Below are 20,768 nucleotides of genomic sequence, written 5' to 3'. Positions count from 1 at the left end.
CCGGGGTGTCGGCCGGGTCTCAGCGGGCAGGTTGATAGGTTTCGCAGAATGTCCGAAACCGATGTCGCCGGTCGTGGGAAAGCCGCCCTGCTGGGCCCGGCCGAAGTGCGTGAGCTCGCCGAACGATTCGGCATCCGCCCGACCAAACAGCTCGGACAGAACTTCGTGCACGACGCCAACACCATGCGGCGGATCGTCGCCACCGCGGGCGTGGGCCGAGACGATGTGGTCCTCGAGGTCGGGCCCGGGCTGGGTTCGCTGACCCTCGCGCTGCTGGACGTGGTGGACAAGGTCGTCGCCGTCGAAATCGATCCGAGCCTGGCCGGGCATCTGCCGGAGACCGTCGCGGACCGCGCCCCCGAACTCGCCGGACGGCTGAGCGTGGTCGGCATGGACGCCATGAAGGTCACCCGCGCCGACCTCCCCGCCCAGCCCACCGCACTGGTCGCCAACCTGCCCTACAACGTGGCGGTCCCGGTCCTGCTGAGCCTCATGGCCGAATTGCCCACCATCCGAACCGCTCTGGTGATGGTGCAGCTGGAAGTCGCCGACCGCCTGGCCGCCGAACCCGGCGGCCGCATCTACGGCGTCCCCAGCGTGAAGGCCGGCTTCTTCGGCCCGGTCCGCCGCGCGGGGACCGTCGGCCGCCAGATCTTCTGGCCCGTACCGCAGGTCGAGTCCGGCCTGGTGCGCATCGATCGCTTCGCCGAATCCCCGTGGCCGCAGGACATCGAGTTCCGGCAGCGTGTCTGGGCGGTCGTCGACGCCGCATTCGCCCAGCGCCGCAAGACCTTACGGGCAGCCCTCAGCGGCTGGGCCGGGTCACCGGCCGAAGCCGAACGCCGCCTGGTGGCAGCGGGCATCGCGCCGACCGCCCGCGGTGAAACCCTCGATACCGCCGCCTTCGTCCGCCTCGCCCAACAGAATTGAGCGGGGCGCGACGGGATCGAGTCGCCCTGTAGGACAGGGCGACTCGGATGAATCGCGTGTCAGGAGACCTTCAGGCCCTGGATGATCGTGGCGGCGTCCGCGCCGTCGTGATCGTCGCGGATGGTGACGGTCAGCTGCACCAGGAACTGGTCCGCGCCGTGCGTCACGATGGTGTAGCGGTTGTAGGCCCAGAGGGTCTGGGGCGCGACCACGTAGGTGCCGGTGATGCCGGCCGACGGGAAGCCCTGGAAGTCCTCGTCGTCGGTGCCCTGGTCGGTCCACTCGGGCAGCCGCCGCGCATCGGTGAACGCGCAGGTCAGCAGCCCGCGCGGGTCCACCGTCTGCGAGAACTTCGCCACCAGCAGTACCGCATTGTCGGCCCACCCGTCCGCGGGCGGGGTCGTCCACACGCCGTACGAGCCTGGGAACATGCCGGGCGGCACCTGCTGCCAGCCCGCGGGGACGGCGATCGAAACCTCCGGAGCCCCGGCCGAACCCGGCTCCACCGGCTCGACCTGCACGCCCTGCGCGATCAGGTACTCGGGAATGCTCGGCGCACCATCAGTGCTGGTCATGAACTCTCCTCCTCAAGGTTTCGTGACAGCCGGGAGAACCCTACGCGGGCCGGGCAACGGCATGGCGAAAGGGCCGCCCGGATCACACGATCCGGACGGCCCTATGACTGCCGCGCAGCGCGTCCTCAACCCTCGAACCGGCGCAGCCGCAGGCTGTTGCTGACCACGAAGACGCTGGACAGCGCCATGGCGGCCCCCGCGAGCATCGGGTTCAGCAGGCCCGCCGCGGCCAGCGGAATGGCCGCCACGTTGTAGCCGAAGGCCCAGAACAGATTGCCCTTGATGGTGCGCAGGGTGGCGCGGGACAACCGGATCGAGGTGGGCACCGATCGCAGATCGTCACGCACCAGCGTGATGTCCGCGGCCTGGATGGCCACATCGGTGCCGGCGCCCATGGCCAGCCCCAGATCCGCCTGGGCCAGTGCGGCAGCGTCATTGACGCCATCGCCCACCATGGCCACCACCTTGCCCCGATCCTGCAGCTGCTTCACCACATCCAGCTTGTCGCTGGGCAGCACCTCGGCGATCACCTCGTCGATGCCGACCGCGTCCGCGACGGTGCGGGCGGTGGCGGCATTGTCGCCGGTGAGCAGCACGGGGGTGAGGCCGAGCGCCCGCATCTCTGAGATCGCCCGGGCGCTGGTGGGTTTGACCGCGTCGGCGATCACCAGCACGCCCCGCGCGACCCCGTCCCAGGCCACCACGATCGCCGTCTGCCCGGCGCGTTCCGCCCGGATCTTGGCCTCCGCCAAGGACTCCGGCAGCGTGATGGACCAGTCCTCCAGCAGCTCGGTGCGCCCGATGACGACCGCCCGCTGACCCACCAGGCCCTGGACGCCCTTACCGCCGTGGCTGACGAACTGTTCGACCCGCTCGACGGGCAGTTCGCGCTGGTGCGCGACCGCCACCACGGCCTTGGCGACCGGATGTTCGGAGCCGTGCTCGACCGCGGCCGCCACCGTGAGCAGTTCGTCGGCGTCCACGCCGTCGGCCGGAATCGTCTCCGCGAGGGTCATGCGGCCGGTGGTGACGGTGCCGGTCTTGTCCAGCACCACGGTGTCGATCCGGCGGGTCGACTCCAGTACCTGCGGGCCCTTGATCAGGATGCCCAGCTGCGCCCCGCGGCCGGTGCCGACCAGTAGCGCGGTGGGCGTGGCCAAGCCGAGCGCGCACGGGCAGGCGATGATCAGCACGGCCACCGCCGCACCGAACGCGGTCGAGGCCGCCGCCCCGGTGCCGAGCCAGAAGCCCAGCGCCGCAACCGAGATCGCGATCACGATCGGCACGAATACGCCCGCGACCCGATCCGCCAGCCGTTGCACCGGCGCCTTACCGTTCTGTGCCTCCTCGACCAGCGCCGCCATCTGCGCCAGCTGGGTATCCGAGCCGACCCGGGTGGCGCGCACGGTCAGCAGGCCGCCCGCATTCACGGTCGCGCCCACCACCTGATCGCCGGGGGACACCTCGACCGGCACCGATTCACCGGTCAGCATGCTCATATCGAGCGCCGAACTACCGTGCGTCACCACACCGTCGGTGGCGATCTTCTCGCCGGGCCGCACCAGGAATCGGTCACCCACCCGCAGCTCGCCCACGGGGATGCGGGATTCGACGCCGTCACGCAGCACCGAGACATCCTTGGCGCCCAGTTCCAGCAGGGCGCGCAGGGCCGAACCGGCCTTCTCCTTCGAACGGGTCTCGAAGTAGCGGCCCGCCAGGATCGCCGTGATCAGTGTGGCCGCCACCTCGAAATACAGTGCCGAGGAGGAGTTTCCGCGTTCGATGGCGAAGCTGAACGGATGCTTCATGCCCGGCATGCCGGCATCGCCGAAGAACAGCGCGTACACCGACCAGGCGAAGGCGGCGAGGGAGCCCAGTGAGATGAGGGTGTCCATGGTCGCCGCGCCGTGCCGGGCATTGATCCACGCGGCCCGGTGGAACTGCGCGCCGCCCCACACCACGATGGGTGCGGTCAGCGTCAGCGACAGCCACTGCCAATTGGTGAACTGCAGCGCGGGAATCATGCCCATGGCGATCACCGGCACGGCCAGCGACAGCGTCACCAGCAGCCGTTGCCGCAGCTGTTGCGCGGCCGAGGGCGCCGAATGCTCGCCGGAGTCGGCGGTTTTCACCGGCTCCGGGTCGTGCACGGTGGCGGTGTAGCCGGTGTCGATCACCTTGGCGATGAGCTCGTCGGGCGTCACCGACTCGGCGAAGTGCACCTTCGCCTTCTCGGTGGCGTAGTTGACGGTGGCGGTGACGCCGTCCATCCGGTTGAGCTTCTTCTCGATCCGCGAGGCGCAGGAGGCGCAGGTCATGCCACCGATATCGAGCTCTATGGAACGCTCCGGTGCGGGTGCGCTCATGTCAGTGACCTCCTCCGTGCCGCGCGGGCGCATCCGGCATGGATGCGGCGGTTGATGTTTCGTTCGTGAACTCGGCGGTGTGCACCGTACCGTCGTGCTGGAAGTCCAGGTAGAGGCGGTATTCCCCGGTGCTGGGGGCTTCTGCGTGGAAGGCTATGTCGGGTCCTGGGACCGTCGAGCCGACCTCGCCTTGCGGGTGTACGTGCAGATAGGCCAGATCGTTCGCGCGCAACGCGACCAGGTGGCCGTAGGCGCCCAGGTAGGGCTGCAGATCGTTGACCGATCGGCCGTCTCGGGTGACGGTGAACTTCAATTCGCTACCGGCGGTGGACAAGTCGCCGGTCAGAGTTACCTGGTAGCCGTCGACCAGAGCGGTCTTCGAGGCGGGCGGCAGCGGGGTGTCGGCGGTCTTGCCCGCGACATTCACGGTCCGGCTGAGGACCAGTTCGCCGGGGCCGCCGGCGGGGGAGAAGTCGGTGAAGATCCGATAGGTGCCGGGTTCGGCCCACGTCCAGTCGATGGACCAGGTGCCGTCGGCGTTCAGTTGCGGGTGGACGTGGCGGTAGTTCGTGGTGTCCGAGCGGACCACGATCAGGTGCAGGTCCTTTTCGTGCAGGCTGTTGTACCGGCTGACGGTGCCCTGCGGTCCGGTGATCCGGAAGCGCAGTGCGCCTTGCCGATTCGGTTCGGCGGGGGCGGTGAGGTCGGTCAGGGTGTAGCCGGAGAGGCTGTCCTGGAGGCCGGCGGGCCGGTCCGGGGCGGTCGTCGCGGAGGCCGGCTCGGCCGGCGTGCCCAGTAGGGCGCCGAGGCCGAGCGCGGCTCCGAACAAGACGACCAGTCCGCCACCGAAGGCGGCGAACCTGCGTCGATCGTTCACTTAGACCGCCACCTCGTAGCCCGCCTCGTCGACGGCCGCCACCACATCGGACTCCGCGAGCGGAGCGGCCGATTCGACCTTGACCAGTCCGGTGGCGAGATCCACGTCGACATCGGTGACGCCGTCGATCTTGCCGATCTCCTTCTGGACCGATCCGACGCAGTGGCCGCAGGTCATCCCGGTGACGGTGTAGGTGCTGGTGGCCATTGTTCGACTCCTTCGATTGCGCTTCATACGGTGAGGGGGTATCCCCGGCACGTGTTCGAACATACCCCCCATGGGTACCCGGCGCAAGCGCGGAATCAGGCCGTCCAGGCGCGCAATGCCAAGTCCGCGACTTTCTCCAGTTCAGCCCGGGTCGCACCGTCCTGCGAAGACTGTGACATGCCCTGCAGGACGGCACCGAAGTAGCGGGCCAGGCCCGGCGCGTCGGTCTCCGCGGGCAGGATTCCCGCCGTCACATCCGCGCGGATGGCCGCCTCGAAGGCCTCGACGTTCGCCTTGCGCAGCGTCGCCAGTAATTGCACGACAGCGGAATTGCCGGTGTTCACCGCGGCGCTGATCACCATGCAGCCGGGCGGGCGGCCGGGCAGGGTGTACTCGCGCGCGGCCTCGTGCAGGGTGCGCGTGATGGCTTCGCGGGCGGTCGGTTCCTCGGCCAGGGCCGTCGCGGCGAAACCGCCGTAGCGCAGGCCGTAGGTCTCGACGGCCTCGTTGAAGAGCTGCACCTTGTCGCCGAAGGCGGCGTACAGGCTCGGGGCGCCGATGCCGAGCTCCTTGGTGAGGTCGCTGATCGAGGTGGCCTCGAAGCCGCGATCCCAGAACAGGCGTAAGGCCTTGTCCAGTGCGGATTCTCGATCGAAGGAGCGGGGGCGGCCCCGCGCTGCTGTGGCCATGCCAGGCATTTTATAGCGATCACTATTTAATGTGCTACGGTCCCATTCTGTAACGATCGTTAGAGAAAGGGGAGAGCGTCGTGGGCGCACTCACTGGCAAGACGGCACTGGTCACCGGCAGCGCACGGGGCATCGGACGCGCCATCGCGGAACGACTCGGACGCGACGGGGCACGCGTCGCGGTGCACTACAACGGAAATGCCACGGCTGCAAAGGAAACCGTCGCAGCGATCGAGGCCGCGGGCGGCGCGGCCTTCGCCATCCAGGCACCCCTCGGCGTCCCCGGTGACGCCGAGGCCCTCTGGACGGCCTTCGACGCCCACGCCGACGGCCTCGACATCCTCGTCAACAACGCCGGCACCGACGGCATCCGGGAACCCATCGGGGGTACCGACGAGGAGGCCTTCGACCGCGTCTTCGCCGTCAACACCAAGGCCCCCTTCTTCGTCACCAAACTCGGCCTCGACCGCCTCCGCGACGGCGGCCGCATCATCAACGTCTCCACCGGCCTCACCCGCGGCGCCCACATGCCGGAGTTGATCGCCTACACCATGACCAAGGGCGCGATCGACTCCCTCACCAGCGTCCTCGCCAAGGGTGTCGGCTCCCGCGGCATCACCGTCAACGCGGTAGCCCCCGGCGTGGTCGACACCGACATGAACGCCGACTGGCTCCGCAACGACGAAGCCCGGGCCGCGGTAAGCAACCTCTCCCCCCTGAATCGCGTGGGCCACCCCACCGACATCGCGGACATCGTCGCCTTCCTCGCCTCCGACGACGCCCGCTGGATCACCGGCCAATGGATCGACGCCACAGGCGGTGCCTTGCTCTGACGCCCGTTAGGCTGGGCGCCGTGCTGTCAGTTGTGCCCAGTCCCGTCGTCGTGCGCGCGCCGTCCAAGGTGAACCTGCACCTCGGGGTGGGCGATCTCCGTGAGGACGGGTATCACGACCTCACCACCGTTTTCCAGGCGCTGTCGCTCAGCGACGATGTGCAGCTCTCGCCGGCCACCTCGCTCACGGTGAAGGTGACCGGCGAGAGCGCCGACCAGGTGCCCACCGACCGCACCAACCTGGTGTGGCGCGCGGCCGTGCGACTGGGCGAGGTCGCGGGCAAGCCACCGCTGCTGGATATCGCCATTGCCAAGGGGATTCCGGTGGCGGGCGGCATGGCCGGTGGCAGCGCCGACTGCGCCGCCACCCTGGTCGGCCTGAACGACCTGTGGGAACTCGGCCTGGGCCGCGCCGAATTGTCCGATATCGCAGCCGAACTCGGCAGCGACGTCCCCTTCGCCCTGCACGGCGGCACCGCCCTCGGCCGCGGCCGCGGCGAGAAGCTGCTTCCGGTGTTGTCCCGCAACACCTTCCACTGGGTACTCGCCCTGGCCAAGGGTGGCCTCTCCACCCCGGACGTCTTCCGCGAACTGGATCGCCTCCGCGAGGCCGGCGACCCGCCCCGCCTCGGTAACCCCGAAGACCTGCTGCAGGCCCTCGCCTCCGGCGCCCCCGCCCAACTCGCTCCGCTGCTCGGCAACGACCTCCAGGCGGCGGCCCTCTCCCTGAAACCCGAACTGCGCCGCACCCTCCGGGCCGGAGTCGGCGCCGGCGCCCTGGCCGGCATGGTCTCCGGCTCCGGCCCCACCTGCGCCTTCCTCTGCGACAGTGAGGAATCCGCGGTCGCGGTCGCCGCCGAACTCTCCGGCGCCGGCGTCTGCCGCAGCGTCCGCACCGCCTACGGCCCGGTCCCCGGCGCCCGCGTCATCAGCGACACCCCGGACGCGATCAAGCGCTGAGCACCGGCAGAGCCTGACCGTCGCCGTGTCGATTGTCCTGGGGCATCGGCGTTTCGGCCGGCCCGGCGCAACCGGCGCGCGGCCGCTGTGCAGCGGCCAGGCGCGGTCGTGCCGGGCTGAATCCCGATCAGAGCAGGGCGTCGGCGAAGCGGTCCACCTGGCCGGGGTCGGTGCCGTAGCAGTAGAACATGACTTCGTCGGCGCCGAGATCCTCGAATTGTTTTATGGCGGTGCGCATCTCGTCGACGGTGGTGAGCATGCCCGCCGCCATCCGGTCGGCGCGGCCGCTGAATTCGTAGTACTCGAGAATGGAGGCGCGGGCCTGATCCACCAGGGGTTGCGGACCGAGGACGGCGTTGACCTGAGCGACGATGCGTGGTGAGCCGGGGCGGCCGTGGTCGGTCCAGGAGCGGCGGGCCAGGTCGAACAGGTTGCCGGCCCAGTCGGGTGCGGCGGCCGCGAGCAGGCCGCCACCCCAGCGGCCGACCCGGTCGATGGCCGCGGGCTGGAAGCCGCCGAACAGCAGTTCGGGGCCTGCGGGCGCGAGGGGGGAGGGGCCGATCGGGCCGCAGGTGTCGCTGAACGGCGCACCGGACCAGAGGTTGCGCATGATCGTCATCTGCTCGTCGAGGCGGCGACCGCGGGTGCGGATATCGGTGCCGGTGGCCTCGTGATCATCCTCGCGCCCGCCGACGCCGAGACCGAGCACGAAACGGCCGCCGGACAGCCGGTCCAGGGTGGCGGCCTGCTTGGCGAGCAGGGCCGGATCACGCAGGGGTGCGAGCAGCACCTCGGTCTGCAACCGGATCCGGGACGTAGCGCCCGCGAGCACGGCGAGCGTGACCAGCGGTTCGGGATTGTGGAAGACCAGCCGGTCGAGCAGACCGAGGGTGGAGAACCCGGCCGCGTCCGCGCGGCGGGCCCAATCGGGCAGAACAGCAGGATCGGCAATGGGAAGGCCGAGGCCGATGTGCATGGAATCCTCCATGGAAGTGGGTGTGCATGATCACGTCGCCCACTCCTCACCTCATGGACAGAGGCTGGGCTCCCTCACTGCGACAGTACTTCTGGAGAGCCGATCGGATTGCCGCCCACCTTACGACGTCCGCCGGAAAATTCGCAAGACGCGCATCGGTAGGCTTGCCCGGGGTAAAGCATCTACGACAGAGGACCAATGGCCAACCTGATCAACCTCGAAGCGGTCACCAAGAGCTTCGGCATCACACCGCTGCTCGACAACGTCTCACTCGGCGTGCAGGAGGGTGAGCGGATCGGGGTGGTCGGTTTGAACGGTGGCGGCAAAACCACCTTGCTGGAGGTGCTGACCGGTCTCGAGCCCCCTGACACCGGGCGCGTCTCGCGGCGTGGCGATCTGCGGATGGCCGTGGTCACCCAGCGCGGTGTGCTGCCCGAGGGCGCCACCGTCGGCGAGGTCGTGCTGGCCGGTCTGGCCGAGGATCAGCGCACCGACGGCGTCGCCGAACACGAGTGGGCCGCCAACACCCGCATCCGCAATGTGGTCGAGGGCATCGGCATCGCCGACCTCGGCCTGGACACCCCCGTCGCCAACCTCTCCGGTGGCGAACGCCGCCGCACCGCGCTGGCCGCCGCCCTGGTGCGCGACCTGGACCTGCTGGTGCTGGACGAGCCCACCAACCACCTCGACGTCGAGGGCGTGCAGTGGCTGGCCGAGCATCTGCTCTCCCGCCGCAGCGCCCTCGTGGTCGTCACCCACGACCGCTGGTTCCTCGACACCGTGGCCACCCGCACCTGGGAGGTGCAGGGCGGCGGCGTCGAAACCTACGAAGGCGGTTACAACGACTGGATTTTCGCGCGCGCCGAACGGGTCCGGCAGGCCGACGCCAGCGAACAGCGCCGGCAGAACCTGGCCCGCAAGGAACTGGCCTGGCTGCGCCGCGGCGCGCCCGCCCGGACCTCCAAGCCGCGTTACCGCATCGAGGCCGCCGAGGCCCTGATCGCCAATGTGCCGCAGCCGCGCGACTCCGTGGAGCTGGCCTCCTTCGCGCGAAAGCGCCTGGGCCGTGTGGTGATCGAACTCGAGGACATCACCCTCGCCACCCCGGACGGCCGGGCACTGGTGCAGGACCTGACCTGGCGGCTCGCACCCGGCGAGCGCGTGGGCCTGGTCGGTGTGAACGGATCCGGCAAGACCACGCTGCTGCGCGCGCTCGCGGGCGACGGCGAATTGAAGTCGGGCAAGCGGATTCAAGGCCAGACCGTGAAGATCGGGTGGCTGCGGCAGGAACTCGACGATCTGCCGCTGAACATGCGCGTGCTGGAAGCGGTTCAGGACGTGGCGCAGCGAACCATGCTGGGCGACAAGGAGATCTCCGCCGGCCAGCTGGCCGAACGTCTCGGCTTCACCCCCGCCAAGCAGCGCACTCCGGTCGGCGATCTGTCCGGTGGTGAACGCCGCCGCCTGCAGCTGACCCGAATCCTGATGAGCGAGCCCAACGTCCTGCTGCTCGACGAGCCCACCAACGACCTCGATATCGACACCCTGCAGCAGCTGGAGGACATCCTCGACGGCTGGGCCGGCACCATGGTGGTCATCTCCCACGACCGCTACCTGATCGAGCGCATCTGCGACTCCACCTGGGCCCTGTTCGGCGACGGCAAACTCACCAACCTCCCCGGCGGCATCGAGGAGTACCTGCGCAAGCGCGCCGCCCTCCTGGCCGCCAAGACCGCCGCCTCGGCTCCCGCCCCCGCGAGTTCCGCTGCCACGGCCACGGATTCGGCCGCCTACCGCGCCGCCCGCAAGGAATTGGCGCGCCTGGAGCGTGCGCTGGAAAAGCTCACCGAACGCGAGGCGAAACTCCACACCGCTCTCGCCGAGGCCGCCACCGACCCCGACAAACTCGTCACGTTGGGCACGGAACTCAAGCAGGTCCAGTCCGAAAAGGACGCCACCGAAGAGCGCTGGCTCGAACTGGCCGATAACGCCTGAGTTCGAAAAGCGGGTTCTACCCGTGCTGTTCCAGGACCTGAGCGTCCAATAACGGCACGGGTAGGCAGGTCCGGACGAAACCCGCACCGAACGAAGTCAATTCGATGGTGCGGTAGAAGACCTTGGTGCCGAACGCGGTGCGCTTCAGCATGCGCCGAACCTCCGGCAATGCTTCCAGCAGCTGGTACCGGTTGGGATTGCCCAGCTGCTCGCGCGTGACATCGATCAGGCCGAGCCGGTCCAGATTGACCAGGTACTCGCTCACCCGATTCGGGTAGCGCAGCGCCGCGTCATCGCCGAGCAGGCAGAAATCCCCACTGTGAGAACGCCGTCCAGTCCGCACCGATACCGAAGGCTGCGGCCCGTCGAGGTACAGATGCCGCACGACGCGCGCCTCATCGGGCGCGAGCTCGCTGAGAATCCGCGCATACGCGGTGTAGTGGTGATTGTCGTCCTCGGCATGGATATCGGCCGACCGATGAATCAATTCCGCGCCCCGTGCACGCAGCACGGTCGACGTACATTGCTCCGGCGCCGCCACCTCGGCCACCTCGGGCGCTGGTACCCCCAGCGCGTCGCGGACCGAATTCCGCACCTGCGCACCGGCTTCGGACAGGATCTCGCGCGGCGCCTGCCCGGCGATACTGCCCCGCAACACCACGGCGGTGACGCCGAGCGCGGTGCTCAGGCTCCACGCACTCGCCTCCACCGCTGCCGAGACGGCCACGCGCACAATGCCGGTCGCCGCCCGCACGGGCGCCCCGGCCGACCTGCGCGGATCGACCGCCGCCGGCAGCCCGGCGGGTTCGCGCAAGGCCACCTCGGTGGAGGTTTCCGCGTGATCGTCCTCGCCCGTGCCGGTTTCGGTCATATCCATGTCGTAGCCACTCCTGTTCCGAAGATCAGGAGGTGAGCGTAACCGGCGATGAGACCCAACACGCCGCCATGCACGAACAAAAGCCATTCGTCTTGTTTGATGGCCGATCGCAGCATGTCCACGAACTCGGGAGGCGAGAGCGCCGACATTTGTTTGGCGATGTACTCCTGCACCTGCCGGCCCTGTTGCGCGTTGAATGCCGGGTCCGCGAAGGCGACCGGGGCGAGCGCCATGGCCTCGGAGGTGAAACTGTCCTGCAGCGAGTCGTATTCGCGGCTGCCCAGGGCGAACTTGACCACCGACTTGGCCGGGCCCAGCGCGCGGTCGGCGGCGGGCCGCAGGGTGTCCTCCAGCATCTGCATGGTGCGGTCCGAGCGCGGGCCGTTGAGCAGCTCGTCGCCGATATTGGCGACGGTCATGATCTGCGAGGCCACCATCTCGGCGTAGCCCTCGGTGATCTCGGGCTGCCGCTTGATGAGCAGGCCCTGCCGCCACGGGCACCACCACTTCGGGTACGCCGGCTCGAAGATGAGGTTGATGCCGAACCAGTTGACCACCCAGCCGATGATCACACCGCCCAGCGGCAGCACCACCAGCGGCGACCAGCCGGTCCAGTGCAGCAGCCCGACCAGCACCAGACCCATGGGTGCGCCGAAGTAGAAGCCGAAGTTCTGCATGAACCGCAGTTCCTTGGCGCCGAGCACCTGGAAGACGTTGTTCAGCATCTGCGGGCGCGCCTGGAAGTAACGGATGCACATCTGCTTGACGTCGAGCAGCTGATCGATGTTCGCGCCGAGTTCATCGGTGAGTTCGTGCAGCACCTCGGGGAGTTGCTCGCGCACGCGGGCGTGGACCATCTCGCGGACGCCATTGGGCAGGTTGTACCAAAGCTGCGGATGGTCGCGTTTCAGGATGTCTTCGACAATGTCGCGAATCTGCAGATCCGCAATTTCGACAAAGTGCTCGGCGAGCTTGTCCGGTTCCAACTCGCGATAGAAATCGGCGACGCTCCCGAGTTTCGCGAGTCCTTTGTCCACGGCGATGCTGGCCATCTTGTCGGCCCGCGACGGCACGATCCCCTGCCAGCCGACACGCCCGTCGTACTGCAGCAATGGCAGGACCTGAATCCGTTTGGGAAGCAAGGGAAACACCGCGGAGAGGCCGGGCATCCGGAAGCCGTGGAACTTGATCGGACGGAACAGCATCAGGACGCCGGTCCAGTTAGTGATGTAACCGATCACGCCGGTAAAGAGGGGGATGGTTATAAGTTCGAGCAGGATTGTCGGACGTACCCCGAAGAGACTCTCTAGCACGACACCCTCCTGCCGACCCACACCGGAACCGCCGCCGGCGTCTGGACCCCATCGGCGATTCGGACCTTACTGTCTATTTACGAATCGAGTCCAGCGGTGGAGTGTCTGAGTCGGAGATCTCGGTCACACTGGCCGCTCTCGGGTTCCTTCCTCTCCATAGGACCACGAGAATGACGGGGACCACAGTCGAATCGGACACGGGTCGGGCGTGCGAGCGGGGTAGGGCGCCGGGAGGGGATCGCATGTTGGGCGTCGGGGGCCTCGCGTGAACGAGTAACCTTTCGCATGGTTTGCCGGGTTCGACATGCTCGGCCGTCCGGTGGCGGCAATAATCTGTGGACGATGGGTTCACCTGGCGATATTCGGAGATGACGTGGCAGAGGACAGGACCGGGCGGGACGTGGTCCGTCCGGGTTCGCGCGCCGTGGAACGCAGCTCGGATGCGGAGCAGCGTCAGATCAGTAATGAGGCGCGACTGATCCGCGGCGCGTTCCGGGCGGCCGGCCTGGTGGCCGGCACCGCGGTACGCGGTAGTCAATGGGCCGTCGGCACCAGCTTCGAGATCACCAAGCAACTGACCCAGGCGGCACTGGACGGCGAATCCTCCGCCGATATCGCCGAGCGCACGGGGGCCGCGCTCCGGTCCATCGCGCGCAGCGCACTCGGCGTCACCGAGGGGTCGGTGCGCGAAATCGTCAGCTACGTGCCGACTCCCGTGGGCGCGCCGCAACCCACCCTCACCAATGGACTGCTGCGCTCGGGCACCAACGAGGACCTGCGCCGCCGCGGGGATGCCTTGCTCGCCCGGTCGGCCGACGTCTACTTCACCGAGGACGTGCACCCCGCCTACGACCGGATCCTCGACCAGCTCGCGCCGGACGAGGCGCGGATCCTGCGGTTCATGGCGCAGAACGGGGCGCAGCCCACCGTGGATGTGCGCACCAACCGGCCGCTGGGCATCGGCTCCGAACTGGTTGCGGGCGATCTGACTTCCGTGCCGGAACAGGCCGGCGTGCGGTACCCCGACCGGGCCCGCCACTACCTGATCAACCTCAACCGGCTCGGGCTGACGATGATCTCCGAAGATCCCGTCGTGCTCTCCCGCTACATGGTGCTGGAGGTCCAGCCGGTGGTGGAGCAGGCTCTCAAGAAGGCCGGGCGGGTACCCAAGATCGTCCGAAAGAGCCTGCGCCTGACCGAATTCGGTGAGGACTTCTGCAACACCTGCTTCTCGATCGCCTGATCAACCCATGGTGGCGGTGCCGTCCGTACTCGACGGCTCGGTGCGCGGGGTGTCGGCCGGGTCGCGGGCGATCAGGCCCCAGCGGCTGGAAGTCAGTCTGAGGCTGGGTAGGTCCGATAGCGACAGCACCACCTCGTACGTGCGCTCGTACCCGGTGTGCGCGATGCGCCATTGCCCGTCTTCGCATTTCACGTACTGATCGCTGTAGAAGGCCGCCCCGCGCAGCAGCATATTGTGCCCCGGGATCAGCACCGTATCGGCCAGATACCAGGTTCCGGTCGCGGTATCGCCGGCCACATCGATCTCGGGGTGATCGCAGCGGTGCTCGGTGATGACGTGCGGCCCCAGCGTGTTGCGCATGAAGGCCAGAAACGCGTCGCGCGATTCGAACTGGAGGTACTCGCTGTAGGTGGCGGTGGCCTCCGGAATCATGGTGTCGGCGAACTCGTCCCACGCCTTGGTGTCCAGTGCGCGCAGGTAGCGGAACTTCAGCCGGCTGATCGCCGCGACGGCATCGGAATCCATGCCCTCCACAATCCCATCCGGTATCGGGATCCTTAGGGGATTGGTACGTATTTGTATCGGATCGCTATCAGAACTCTTCATCAGCGAGCCCCGGAGGGCTTCTCCCGGCCGGTCGGCGCGGCCGCGGGCGCCGATAACGACAGTCGTGGCCAATCCGTGACATCACGATGCAACTGCCGATCGTGGCTGGCGACCACGACGGCGGCGCCGGTCGCCCGCAGCGCCTCGGTCAGTTCGTCGACCAGGGCGATGGACAGGTGATTGGTCGGCTCGTCCAGCAGCAGCACATGCGGCCGGGTCGCGAGGGCGCACGCCAGGTCGAGCCTGCGCTGCTGGCCCATCGACAGCTCGCCGATCCGCTTGTTCGCATCGCGGGCCGAGAGCAGGCCCAGCGCCGAGAGCCCGGCCGCTTCGCCCTCGGCGAGCAGGCCCAGCGTCGTCAGTTCCGCGATCTGCTCGGCGAAGACGTCCCGGGCCGTACGGTGCGGCGGTTGTGCCGACTCCTGCCGCAGCAGCCGCACCCGTGCCCGCCGTGCCCGCTGCACCGTGCCGCCGGTGGGGGTCAGCACGCCGGCCAAGGCCGCCAGCAGCGTGGACTTGCCCGCACCATTGCCGCCGGTGACCAGGAGATGATCGCCGGAAGCCACTGCGAGATCGACCGGCCGCGGCAATCGCCGTGCGACAGTCACGTTTTCGGCCCGGACCAGGAGCACGCCCGGGCGGACCGGCAGCTCCGGCATGGTGAACCGCTGCGGCGGAACGGGTGCGGTGAGGCGATGGCGTTCCAGCTCGTCCTGCCGGCGGTGCACCGCGCGGGTCAGCGCCCCCGCCCGGGTGGCGCGCTGATGTTTGGCGGTGCCCTTGTCCGGCCGCCAGCCGGTGACCAGGCGATTCTGTGCCTTCGACAGATCCTGCGCCAGGCGGGCGCGCTCGGCCTGCTGCTCGGCGTATTCGGCTTCCCAGCGCTCGATTTCGGCGCGGCGGCCGTCCCGGTAGCCGGGGTAACCGCCGCCGTAGACGCGCGGGGCGCCGTCCGGTGTCGGATCCAGATCGAGGATCGTCTCGGCGACATCCGTGAGCAGCGCCCGGTCGTGGCTCACGACCACCACGCCGCCCGGATGGACCCGCAGCCGGGCGGTGAGGAAATCCAGTGCACCCCGGTCGAGATGATTGGTCGGCTCGTCCAGTAGCAGGAAATCGTCACCGCCGGCCAGCAATACGGCCAGTCGCACCCGATAGCGTTGTCCCACGGACAGACTCGACAGCGTCCGCGCCCGATCGGTGTGCGCGCCGAGTCCCGCCAGCGCGATATCGATGCGCCGGTCGGCGTCCCAGCCGTCCAGCAGTTGCACCAGATCCAGTGCGGCGCTGTACTCTTCGCCCGCGCCGGGCTGTTCCGCGGCGAGGGCCAGGGTTGCCGTGTCGAGCCGGTGCAGGGCGGCGCGGGTGGCGGCGAGCTGCTCGTCGATGACATCGCCGATGGTGCGGTCGTCGTGGCCGGGCATCTCCTGGGTGGCGAGGGCCAGCGTGCCGACGCGCTGCACGCTGCCCGCGTCCGGCGCGAGCTCACCCGAAAGGACGTGCAGCAGCGTCGATTTGCCGCGCCCGTTCTCGCCGACGATGCCCCAGCGCGAGTTCGGTGTCACCCGCATGTCGACGCCGGTGAGGACCGTGCGGTCGCCGCGCTGCACCTGAATGTTCGAACAGGTCAGTTGTGCCCGCTCACGGGCAGGGTGGGTCCAGATGGTCATGTTTCTTCCTCCGGGCACACGTCATCCGCGACAGCGGGAAAGGGTGTGGTGTGCCGTGACTCGATGAAGGACGCGCTCGGGGCGCGTCAGGGCATCGAGGTATCTCAGAGGAAGAAGGGCAGTAGCACGTCACCGAGGCTAACAAGGGTCCCGGTGACGCGTCGACCCATTTTCGGCTATTCGGCGCCGGCGACCAGTGTTTCGAGGGTCAGGGTCGGGTGTTCCTTCTGGACGTAGGCGAGCTTCCACTTGTCGCCGAACAGGGCCAGCAGCACACCGTCGGTGCGGGTGAACACCTCGACACCACGCTGGCGCGAGAGCTCCGGCGCCGACTCGGCGTCGGTGCGCCGGGCGATCTGGTACGGCAGGTGGTCCATGGTGGTTTCGACGTTGTATTCGCCGATCATGCGGGCGGAGACCACTTCGAACTGCATGGGGCCGACCGCGGCCAGCACGGGCGCGGCGTCGCCGCGGGCGTCATTGCGCAGCACCTGCACCACGCCTTCGGAATCCAGCTGGTCGATGGCCTTGCGGAACTGCTTGTACTTGCCGGCGCTCTGCGCGCGCAGCACCGCGAAGTGCTCGGGGGAGAAGGACGGGATGGGCGGGAATTCCACCTTCTTGTCCACGAACAGGGTGTGGCCGGGGGCCAGCGCGGTCGCGTTGACCAGACCCACCACATCGCCGGGGTAGGCGGTGTCGACGGTGGTGCGTTCGCGGCCGAAGACGGTGAGCGCGTACTTGGTGGCGAACGGGCGGCCGGTCTGTGCGTGCGTCACCACCATGCCGCGCTCGAATTCGCCGGACACGATGCGCATGAAGGCCAGCCGGTCGCGGTGCGCGGTGTCCATACCGGCCTGCACCTTGAAGATGACGGCGCTGAACGGATCACCGGTCCCGCGTTCGCCGCCGTTCACGTCCTTGCGGGCGCGCGGTGCGGGCGCGAGTTCGATCAGCGTCTCCAGGATCTGGCGCACTCCGAAATTCAGCATGGCGGAGGCGTAGATGACCGGGGAGGTCTGCCCGGCCAGGAACATCTCCTGATCGTGGTCCTGCCCGGCCGCGGAGAGCAGTTCGCTCTCCTCGGCGGCGGTCTCCCACACATCGGTCTCGCGTTCGGCGGCCTGCTCGGGGGTGTAGTGCTCTTCGGGGGCGATGGTCGCGCCGCCGGCGGTGCGGGTGAAGTGGATGTACTCGGTGGCCGCGCCCTCTTCGCCGCGGCGTAACAGGCCGCGGAAGTCACCGGCGATGCCGACCGGCAGGAACAGCGGGGTCGGGGTGAGGCCGATGCGCTCGAGGATCTCGTCCAGCAGTTCCAGCGGCGCGCGGCCCGGCCGGTCCCACTTGTTGATGACGGTGATCACCGGAATGCCGCGGTCGCGTGCGACCTGAAAGAGCTTGAGCGTCTGCGGTTCCAGGCCCTTGGCGGCATCGATGAGCATGACCGCCGCGTCGACCGCGGTGAGCACCCGGTAGGTGTCCTCCGAGAAGTCGGAGTGACCGGGCGTATCCACCAGGTTGATGACGCAGTCCCCGTACTCGAACTGCAGCGCGGTCGAACTGACCGAGATACCGCGCGCCTTCTCCATCTCCATCCAGTCGGAGACGGTCGACTTGCGCCCGGCCTTGCCGTGGATCGCGCCCGCCTCCGAGATGACCTTGGCGTGCAGCGCCAGCGCCTCGGTGAGCGTCGATTTACCCGCGTCCGGATGCGAGATCACCGCGAAGGTGCGCCGCCGCGCCACCTGATCGGCCAGCCGCCCGGTGCTGGGTGCGGTGGTCGCATCGGTGTTCGGCGAACTCACGGGGGACTCCTTTTGCGCAGACGATGGCAGCCGTTCCAGGGTACTGGTCGGCTCGGCCGGTCAGCGCGCGAGGCCGGGGAGATCGATCTCGATGGTGAGAGGGACGGTGACGGTCAGGGTGCCACGGTGTACCCCGGTGGGTACGTAGAAGCGCGTGGTGTCGTCGAGCTCGTACGAGTGAATCGCCGGTTTGCCGTTCTCGTCCTCGACGCGCCAGTAGTGCGGGATGCCGGCACGTGCGTACTTGAACGGTTTCGTCTCGCGGTCGCGCTCCATCGACTCGTCGGAGACCACCTCGACGAGGAGGAGCACTTGCTCCGGCAGGAACTGGGTGCGATCGGGGTCGTACGGAACGTTGGCGATGAGCACGTCCGGCTCGGGCCGGCTGGTCTTGCTCAGCCGCACGGTCATCTGTGCCTCGACGGTATGCCCCTCCGGCACTTGCCCTTCCAATGCCGCGGTGAGCCGCCGGATCACCCGGTCGTGCCACGACCGTTGCGGAGACATCATGAAGATCAGCGCTCCATCGATCAGTTCGGTGTGGCGGGGCAGTTCGGGAATGCGATCCAGGTCGTCCGCTTCCCAGCCGGTAGGCCGCGGCGGGTACATCCATGCCGGTAGCGTTGCGGTCATCTGGCGTCCGTTCCTGACTGGCTGCTGCAGTGGTCTCCTGGACTCAGCCTAACGGTCGACACGGTCCGCAAGCTCGGGTAGAAGTGGTCCGGAATCGATCCGGGGAGGTTTTCCATGTCGTACTGGCTGCTGAAACATGTGCTGGTCGGTCCGCTGCTGCGGCTGCTGGGGCGGCCGAAAGTCGAAGGGCTGCAGCATGTTCCGGCGGATGGTCCGGTCATCATCGCCGCCAATCACCTGGCCGTCGTCGACTCGCTGTACCTCTGCCTGGTGCTGCCGCGCCGGGTCACCTTCATCGCCAAGCAGGAGTACTTCACCGAAGGCGGCTTCCGGGGTCGGATCAACCGCTGGGTCATGAAGGCCACCGGGCAGGTCCCGGTCGACCGCACCGGCGGCGGTAAAGGCTCCGATTCGCTCGCGGCCGCGGTCCGCATTCTCGAACAGGGCGGCATCTGGGGTATTCACCCCGAGGGCACCCGTTCCCCCGACGGCCGTATCTACCGTGGCCGCACCGGCGTCATCCGCGTCGCCATGGAAACGGGCGCGCCCGTCATCCCCGTCGTCCTGTCCGGCACCGACCGCGTGAACCCGCGCAACCGGCGTTTCCTGCGCCCGGCGAAAGTGCGTGTCTCCTTCGGGCGCCCCCGTTATTTCCTGCCCGCCGATCAACACGGCGTGCGCACCGCCACCGACGAGCTGATGGCTGATATCGTGCGGCGGTCCGGGCGCCCGTATGTGGACTGCTACGCCACGACTTTCAAGGCGAGCGCCTGATAGTGCATCAGGGGCCCCCGTTGCAAGGGGTTTCGGGGCTGCGTGTTAGAGTTCTCGGGTTGTCTCGGCGAGGGTGCGGCACCAGCTGCCCACCGTGATCGACGCGGCTCGGTTATCGCGCCGTCTGTGTTCGTTCCATTTCGCCCGACGAGCAGACCAATACGAGTCAGGACGCCACCGTCTCCTGACGCGCATGCAGACCGAAGCCGACAGCCGTAGGAGCCAATCGTCATGTCCGACGTTTCCATTCTCGAAGCCACCGTTCGCACCGAATTCGGCAAGGGCGCCGCTCGCCGTACCCGCCGTGACGGCAACGTCCCGGCCGTGCTGTACGGGCACAACGAGGAGCCGAAGCACCTCGCCGTGAACGCCCAGGCCTTCGCCGCCATCCTGCGTCAGAACGGCACCAACGCCATCCTGAACCTGGAGATCGAGGGCAAGAAGCAGCTCGCGATGACCAAGTCGGTCGTCGTGCACCCGATCCGCCGCTACATCGAGCACGCCGACCTGCTGATCGTGCGCCGGGGCGAGAAGGTCACCACCGACGTGAACGTCGCCCTGGTCGGCGATGCCGCGTCCGGCACCCTGGTCACCCAGGACGCCACCGTGCTGTCCATCGAGGCCGAGGCCCTGCACATCCCCGAGTCCATCGAGGTCTCCATCGAGGGCGTCGAGGCCGGCACCCAGATCCTCGCGGGCCAGATCGCGCTGCCGAAGGGCGTCACCCTGGCCGGTGACCCGGAGGCGCTGATCGTCAACATCATCGCCGCCCCGGCCGCCGAGGCCGCCGAGGGTGAGTCGGCCGAGGGCGCCGACGAGGCTGCCGCCGAGTAATTCGGTCTCGCACAACGGTTCTCGATGACCGAGACAACGGCCGGGCCCGTGCTCGTGGTCGGACTGGGTAACCCCGGAACCGAATACGAGCGCACCCGGCACAATGTCGGCTTCATGGTCGCCGACGTGCTCGCGGAGCGCGTCGGCGGTCGCTTCACCGTGCACAAGAAGTCCGGCGCGGACCTGCTCGAGGCGCGCTTGGACGGCCGCAAGGTGCTCATCGCCAAGCCGCGATCCTTCATGAACCTGTCCGGGCGCCCGGTCGCGGCGCTGGCCAAGTTCTTCTCCGTGCCCGCCACCGATGTGATCGCCGTGCACGACGAGCTGGACCTGCCCTTCGGCACCATCCGCCTCAAGCGCGGTGGCGGCGAGGGCGGCCACAACGGCCTGCGTTCCATGTCGCAGGCGCTCACCACCAAGGACTATCTACGGGTCCGCTTCGGTATCGGCCGTCCGCCGGGCCGCCAGGATCCCGCCGATTTCGTCCTGAAGCCGTTCTCGGCTCCGGAACGCAAGGAAGTTCCGGTGATCGTGGAACAGGCGGCCGACGCCGTCGAGCTGTTGCTCCGCGTCGACCTGGAAACGGCCCAGAACCAGCTGCACTGA

20 protein-coding genes are annotated in these 20,768 nt (G+C 68.4%); 8 read left to right on the top strand and 12 right to left on the bottom strand.

Annotated elements, in window-relative coordinates:
- Nucleotides 1–48: 48 nt before the first annotated feature.
- Nucleotides 49–930 carry a 16S rRNA (adenine(1518)-N(6)/adenine(1519)-N(6))-dimethyltransferase RsmA gene (rsmA, locus tag ACIP5Y_RS15345; protein WP_400350599.1) on the top strand — a complete coding sequence of 294 codons (882 nt, stop codon included), beginning with the start codon at nucleotides 49–51 and terminating at the stop codon, nucleotides 928–930.
- 59 nt (nucleotides 931–989) lie between these two features.
- Here the strand turns inward: rsmA and ACIP5Y_RS15340 are convergent, their stop codons facing one another.
- The 5 genes from ACIP5Y_RS15340 to ACIP5Y_RS15320 all read right to left on the bottom strand — a co-directional run bounded on the left by ACIP5Y_RS15340 (nucleotide 990) and on the right by ACIP5Y_RS15320 (nucleotide 5,644).
- The gene (locus ACIP5Y_RS15340; protein WP_400350598.1) at nucleotides 990–1,505 is read right to left on the bottom strand and encodes an LpqN/LpqT family lipoprotein; all 516 of its coding nucleotides are present in this window, start codon (nucleotides 1,503–1,505) and stop codon (nucleotides 990–992) included.
- A gap of 125 nt (nucleotides 1,506–1,630) precedes the next feature.
- Entirely contained in the window at nucleotides 1,631–3,871 is a 2,241-nt protein-coding gene (locus ACIP5Y_RS15335) for a heavy metal translocating P-type ATPase (RefSeq protein WP_400350596.1), read from the bottom strand.
- Between the two features lies 1 nt (nucleotide 3,872).
- On the bottom strand, nucleotides 3,873–4,748 hold the full coding sequence (locus ACIP5Y_RS15330; protein ID WP_400350594.1) for a hypothetical protein: 876 nt from the start codon (nucleotides 4,746–4,748) through the stop codon (nucleotides 3,873–3,875).
- Nucleotides 4,749–4,955, bottom strand: a complete 207-nt coding sequence (locus ACIP5Y_RS15325) for a heavy-metal-associated domain-containing protein (protein ID WP_400350593.1) — start codon at nucleotides 4,953–4,955, stop codon at nucleotides 4,749–4,751.
- Between the two features lie 95 nt (nucleotides 4,956–5,050).
- Complete coding sequence (locus ACIP5Y_RS15320) at nucleotides 5,051–5,644, bottom strand: TetR/AcrR family transcriptional regulator (RefSeq protein WP_400350592.1); 594 nt, start codon at nucleotides 5,642–5,644, stop codon at nucleotides 5,051–5,053.
- 80 nt (nucleotides 5,645–5,724) lie between these two features.
- Here ACIP5Y_RS15320 and ACIP5Y_RS15315 point away from each other — a divergent pair, with 80 nt between their 5' ends.
- On the top strand, nucleotides 5,725–6,477 hold the full coding sequence (locus ACIP5Y_RS15315) for an SDR family oxidoreductase (RefSeq protein WP_400350591.1): 753 nt from the start codon (nucleotides 5,725–5,727) through the stop codon (nucleotides 6,475–6,477).
- A gap of 20 nt (nucleotides 6,478–6,497) precedes the next feature.
- A complete protein-coding gene (locus tag ACIP5Y_RS15310; RefSeq protein WP_400350589.1) occupies nucleotides 6,498–7,436 on the top strand; it encodes a 4-(cytidine 5'-diphospho)-2-C-methyl-D-erythritol kinase in 939 nt (312 codons plus the stop codon).
- A gap of 127 nt (nucleotides 7,437–7,563) precedes the next feature.
- Here the strand turns inward: ACIP5Y_RS15310 and ACIP5Y_RS15305 are convergent, their stop codons facing one another.
- Nucleotides 7,564–8,412, bottom strand: coding sequence for an LLM class flavin-dependent oxidoreductase (locus tag ACIP5Y_RS15305; RefSeq protein WP_400350588.1), 849 nt, complete (start codon nucleotides 8,410–8,412; stop codon nucleotides 7,564–7,566).
- A 198-nt stretch (nucleotides 8,413–8,610) separates the two neighbouring features.
- Here ACIP5Y_RS15305 and ACIP5Y_RS15300 point away from each other — a divergent pair, with 198 nt between their 5' ends.
- A complete protein-coding gene (locus tag ACIP5Y_RS15300) occupies nucleotides 8,611–10,407 on the top strand; it encodes an ABC-F family ATP-binding cassette domain-containing protein (RefSeq protein ID WP_400350587.1) in 1,797 nt (598 codons plus the stop codon).
- 16 nt (nucleotides 10,408–10,423) lie between these two features.
- Here the strand turns inward: ACIP5Y_RS15300 and ACIP5Y_RS15295 are convergent, their stop codons facing one another.
- Together ACIP5Y_RS15295 and ACIP5Y_RS15290 are read right to left on the bottom strand one after the other, a co-directional pair.
- Nucleotides 10,424–11,284 (bottom strand): Abi-alpha family protein, encoded by an 861-nt coding sequence (locus tag ACIP5Y_RS15295; protein ID WP_400350585.1) that lies wholly within the window; start codon nucleotides 11,282–11,284, stop codon nucleotides 10,424–10,426.
- A complete protein-coding gene (locus ACIP5Y_RS15290; RefSeq protein WP_400350583.1) occupies nucleotides 11,275–12,597 on the bottom strand; it encodes a hypothetical protein in 1,323 nt (440 codons plus the stop codon). The genes ACIP5Y_RS15295 and ACIP5Y_RS15290 overlap by 10 nt, the downstream gene beginning before the upstream one ends.
- A gap of 373 nt (nucleotides 12,598–12,970) precedes the next feature.
- Between ACIP5Y_RS15290 and ACIP5Y_RS15285 the strand changes: the two genes are divergently transcribed.
- Nucleotides 12,971–13,840 (top strand): DUF4393 domain-containing protein, encoded by an 870-nt coding sequence (locus tag ACIP5Y_RS15285; protein ID WP_400350582.1) that lies wholly within the window; start codon nucleotides 12,971–12,973, stop codon nucleotides 13,838–13,840.
- Here ACIP5Y_RS15285 and ACIP5Y_RS15280 read toward each other — a convergent pair whose 3' ends face one another.
- From ACIP5Y_RS15280 to ACIP5Y_RS15265, 4 genes are all read right to left on the bottom strand, one after another.
- On the bottom strand, nucleotides 13,841–14,365 hold the full coding sequence (locus ACIP5Y_RS15280) for a nuclear transport factor 2 family protein (protein ID WP_400350581.1): 525 nt from the start codon (nucleotides 14,363–14,365) through the stop codon (nucleotides 13,841–13,843).
- Nucleotides 14,366–14,445: 80 nt separating this feature from the next.
- Entirely contained in the window at nucleotides 14,446–16,116 is a 1,671-nt protein-coding gene (locus tag ACIP5Y_RS15275; protein WP_400350579.1) for an ABC-F family ATP-binding cassette domain-containing protein, read from the bottom strand.
- A gap of 176 nt (nucleotides 16,117–16,292) precedes the next feature.
- Nucleotides 16,293–17,873 (bottom strand): peptide chain release factor 3, encoded by a 1,581-nt coding sequence (locus ACIP5Y_RS15270; RefSeq protein WP_400351289.1) that lies wholly within the window; start codon nucleotides 17,871–17,873, stop codon nucleotides 16,293–16,295.
- Between the two features lie 108 nt (nucleotides 17,874–17,981).
- Entirely contained in the window at nucleotides 17,982–18,554 is a 573-nt protein-coding gene (locus ACIP5Y_RS15265; protein ID WP_400350578.1) for a Uma2 family endonuclease, read from the bottom strand.
- Between the two features lie 114 nt (nucleotides 18,555–18,668).
- Here ACIP5Y_RS15265 and ACIP5Y_RS15260 point away from each other — a divergent pair, with 114 nt between their 5' ends.
- The 3 genes from ACIP5Y_RS15260 to pth all read left to right on the top strand — a co-directional run bounded on the left by ACIP5Y_RS15260 (nucleotide 18,669) and on the right by pth (nucleotide 20,768).
- Complete coding sequence (locus ACIP5Y_RS15260; protein WP_400350576.1) at nucleotides 18,669–19,328, top strand: lysophospholipid acyltransferase family protein; 660 nt, start codon at nucleotides 18,669–18,671, stop codon at nucleotides 19,326–19,328.
- A gap of 231 nt (nucleotides 19,329–19,559) precedes the next feature.
- Complete coding sequence (locus ACIP5Y_RS15255; RefSeq protein ID WP_400350574.1) at nucleotides 19,560–20,162, top strand: 50S ribosomal protein L25/general stress protein Ctc; 603 nt, start codon at nucleotides 19,560–19,562, stop codon at nucleotides 20,160–20,162.
- Nucleotides 20,163–20,186: 24 nt separating this feature from the next.
- Nucleotides 20,187–20,768, top strand: coding sequence for an aminoacyl-tRNA hydrolase (pth, locus tag ACIP5Y_RS15250; RefSeq protein ID WP_400350572.1), 582 nt, complete (start codon nucleotides 20,187–20,189; stop codon nucleotides 20,766–20,768).

This window comes from Nocardia sp. NPDC088792, from assembly GCF_044750615.1.
Classification (GTDB): domain Bacteria; phylum Actinomycetota; class Actinomycetes; order Mycobacteriales; family Mycobacteriaceae; genus Nocardia.
This window is presented reverse-complemented; position numbering and strand designations above follow the sequence as displayed.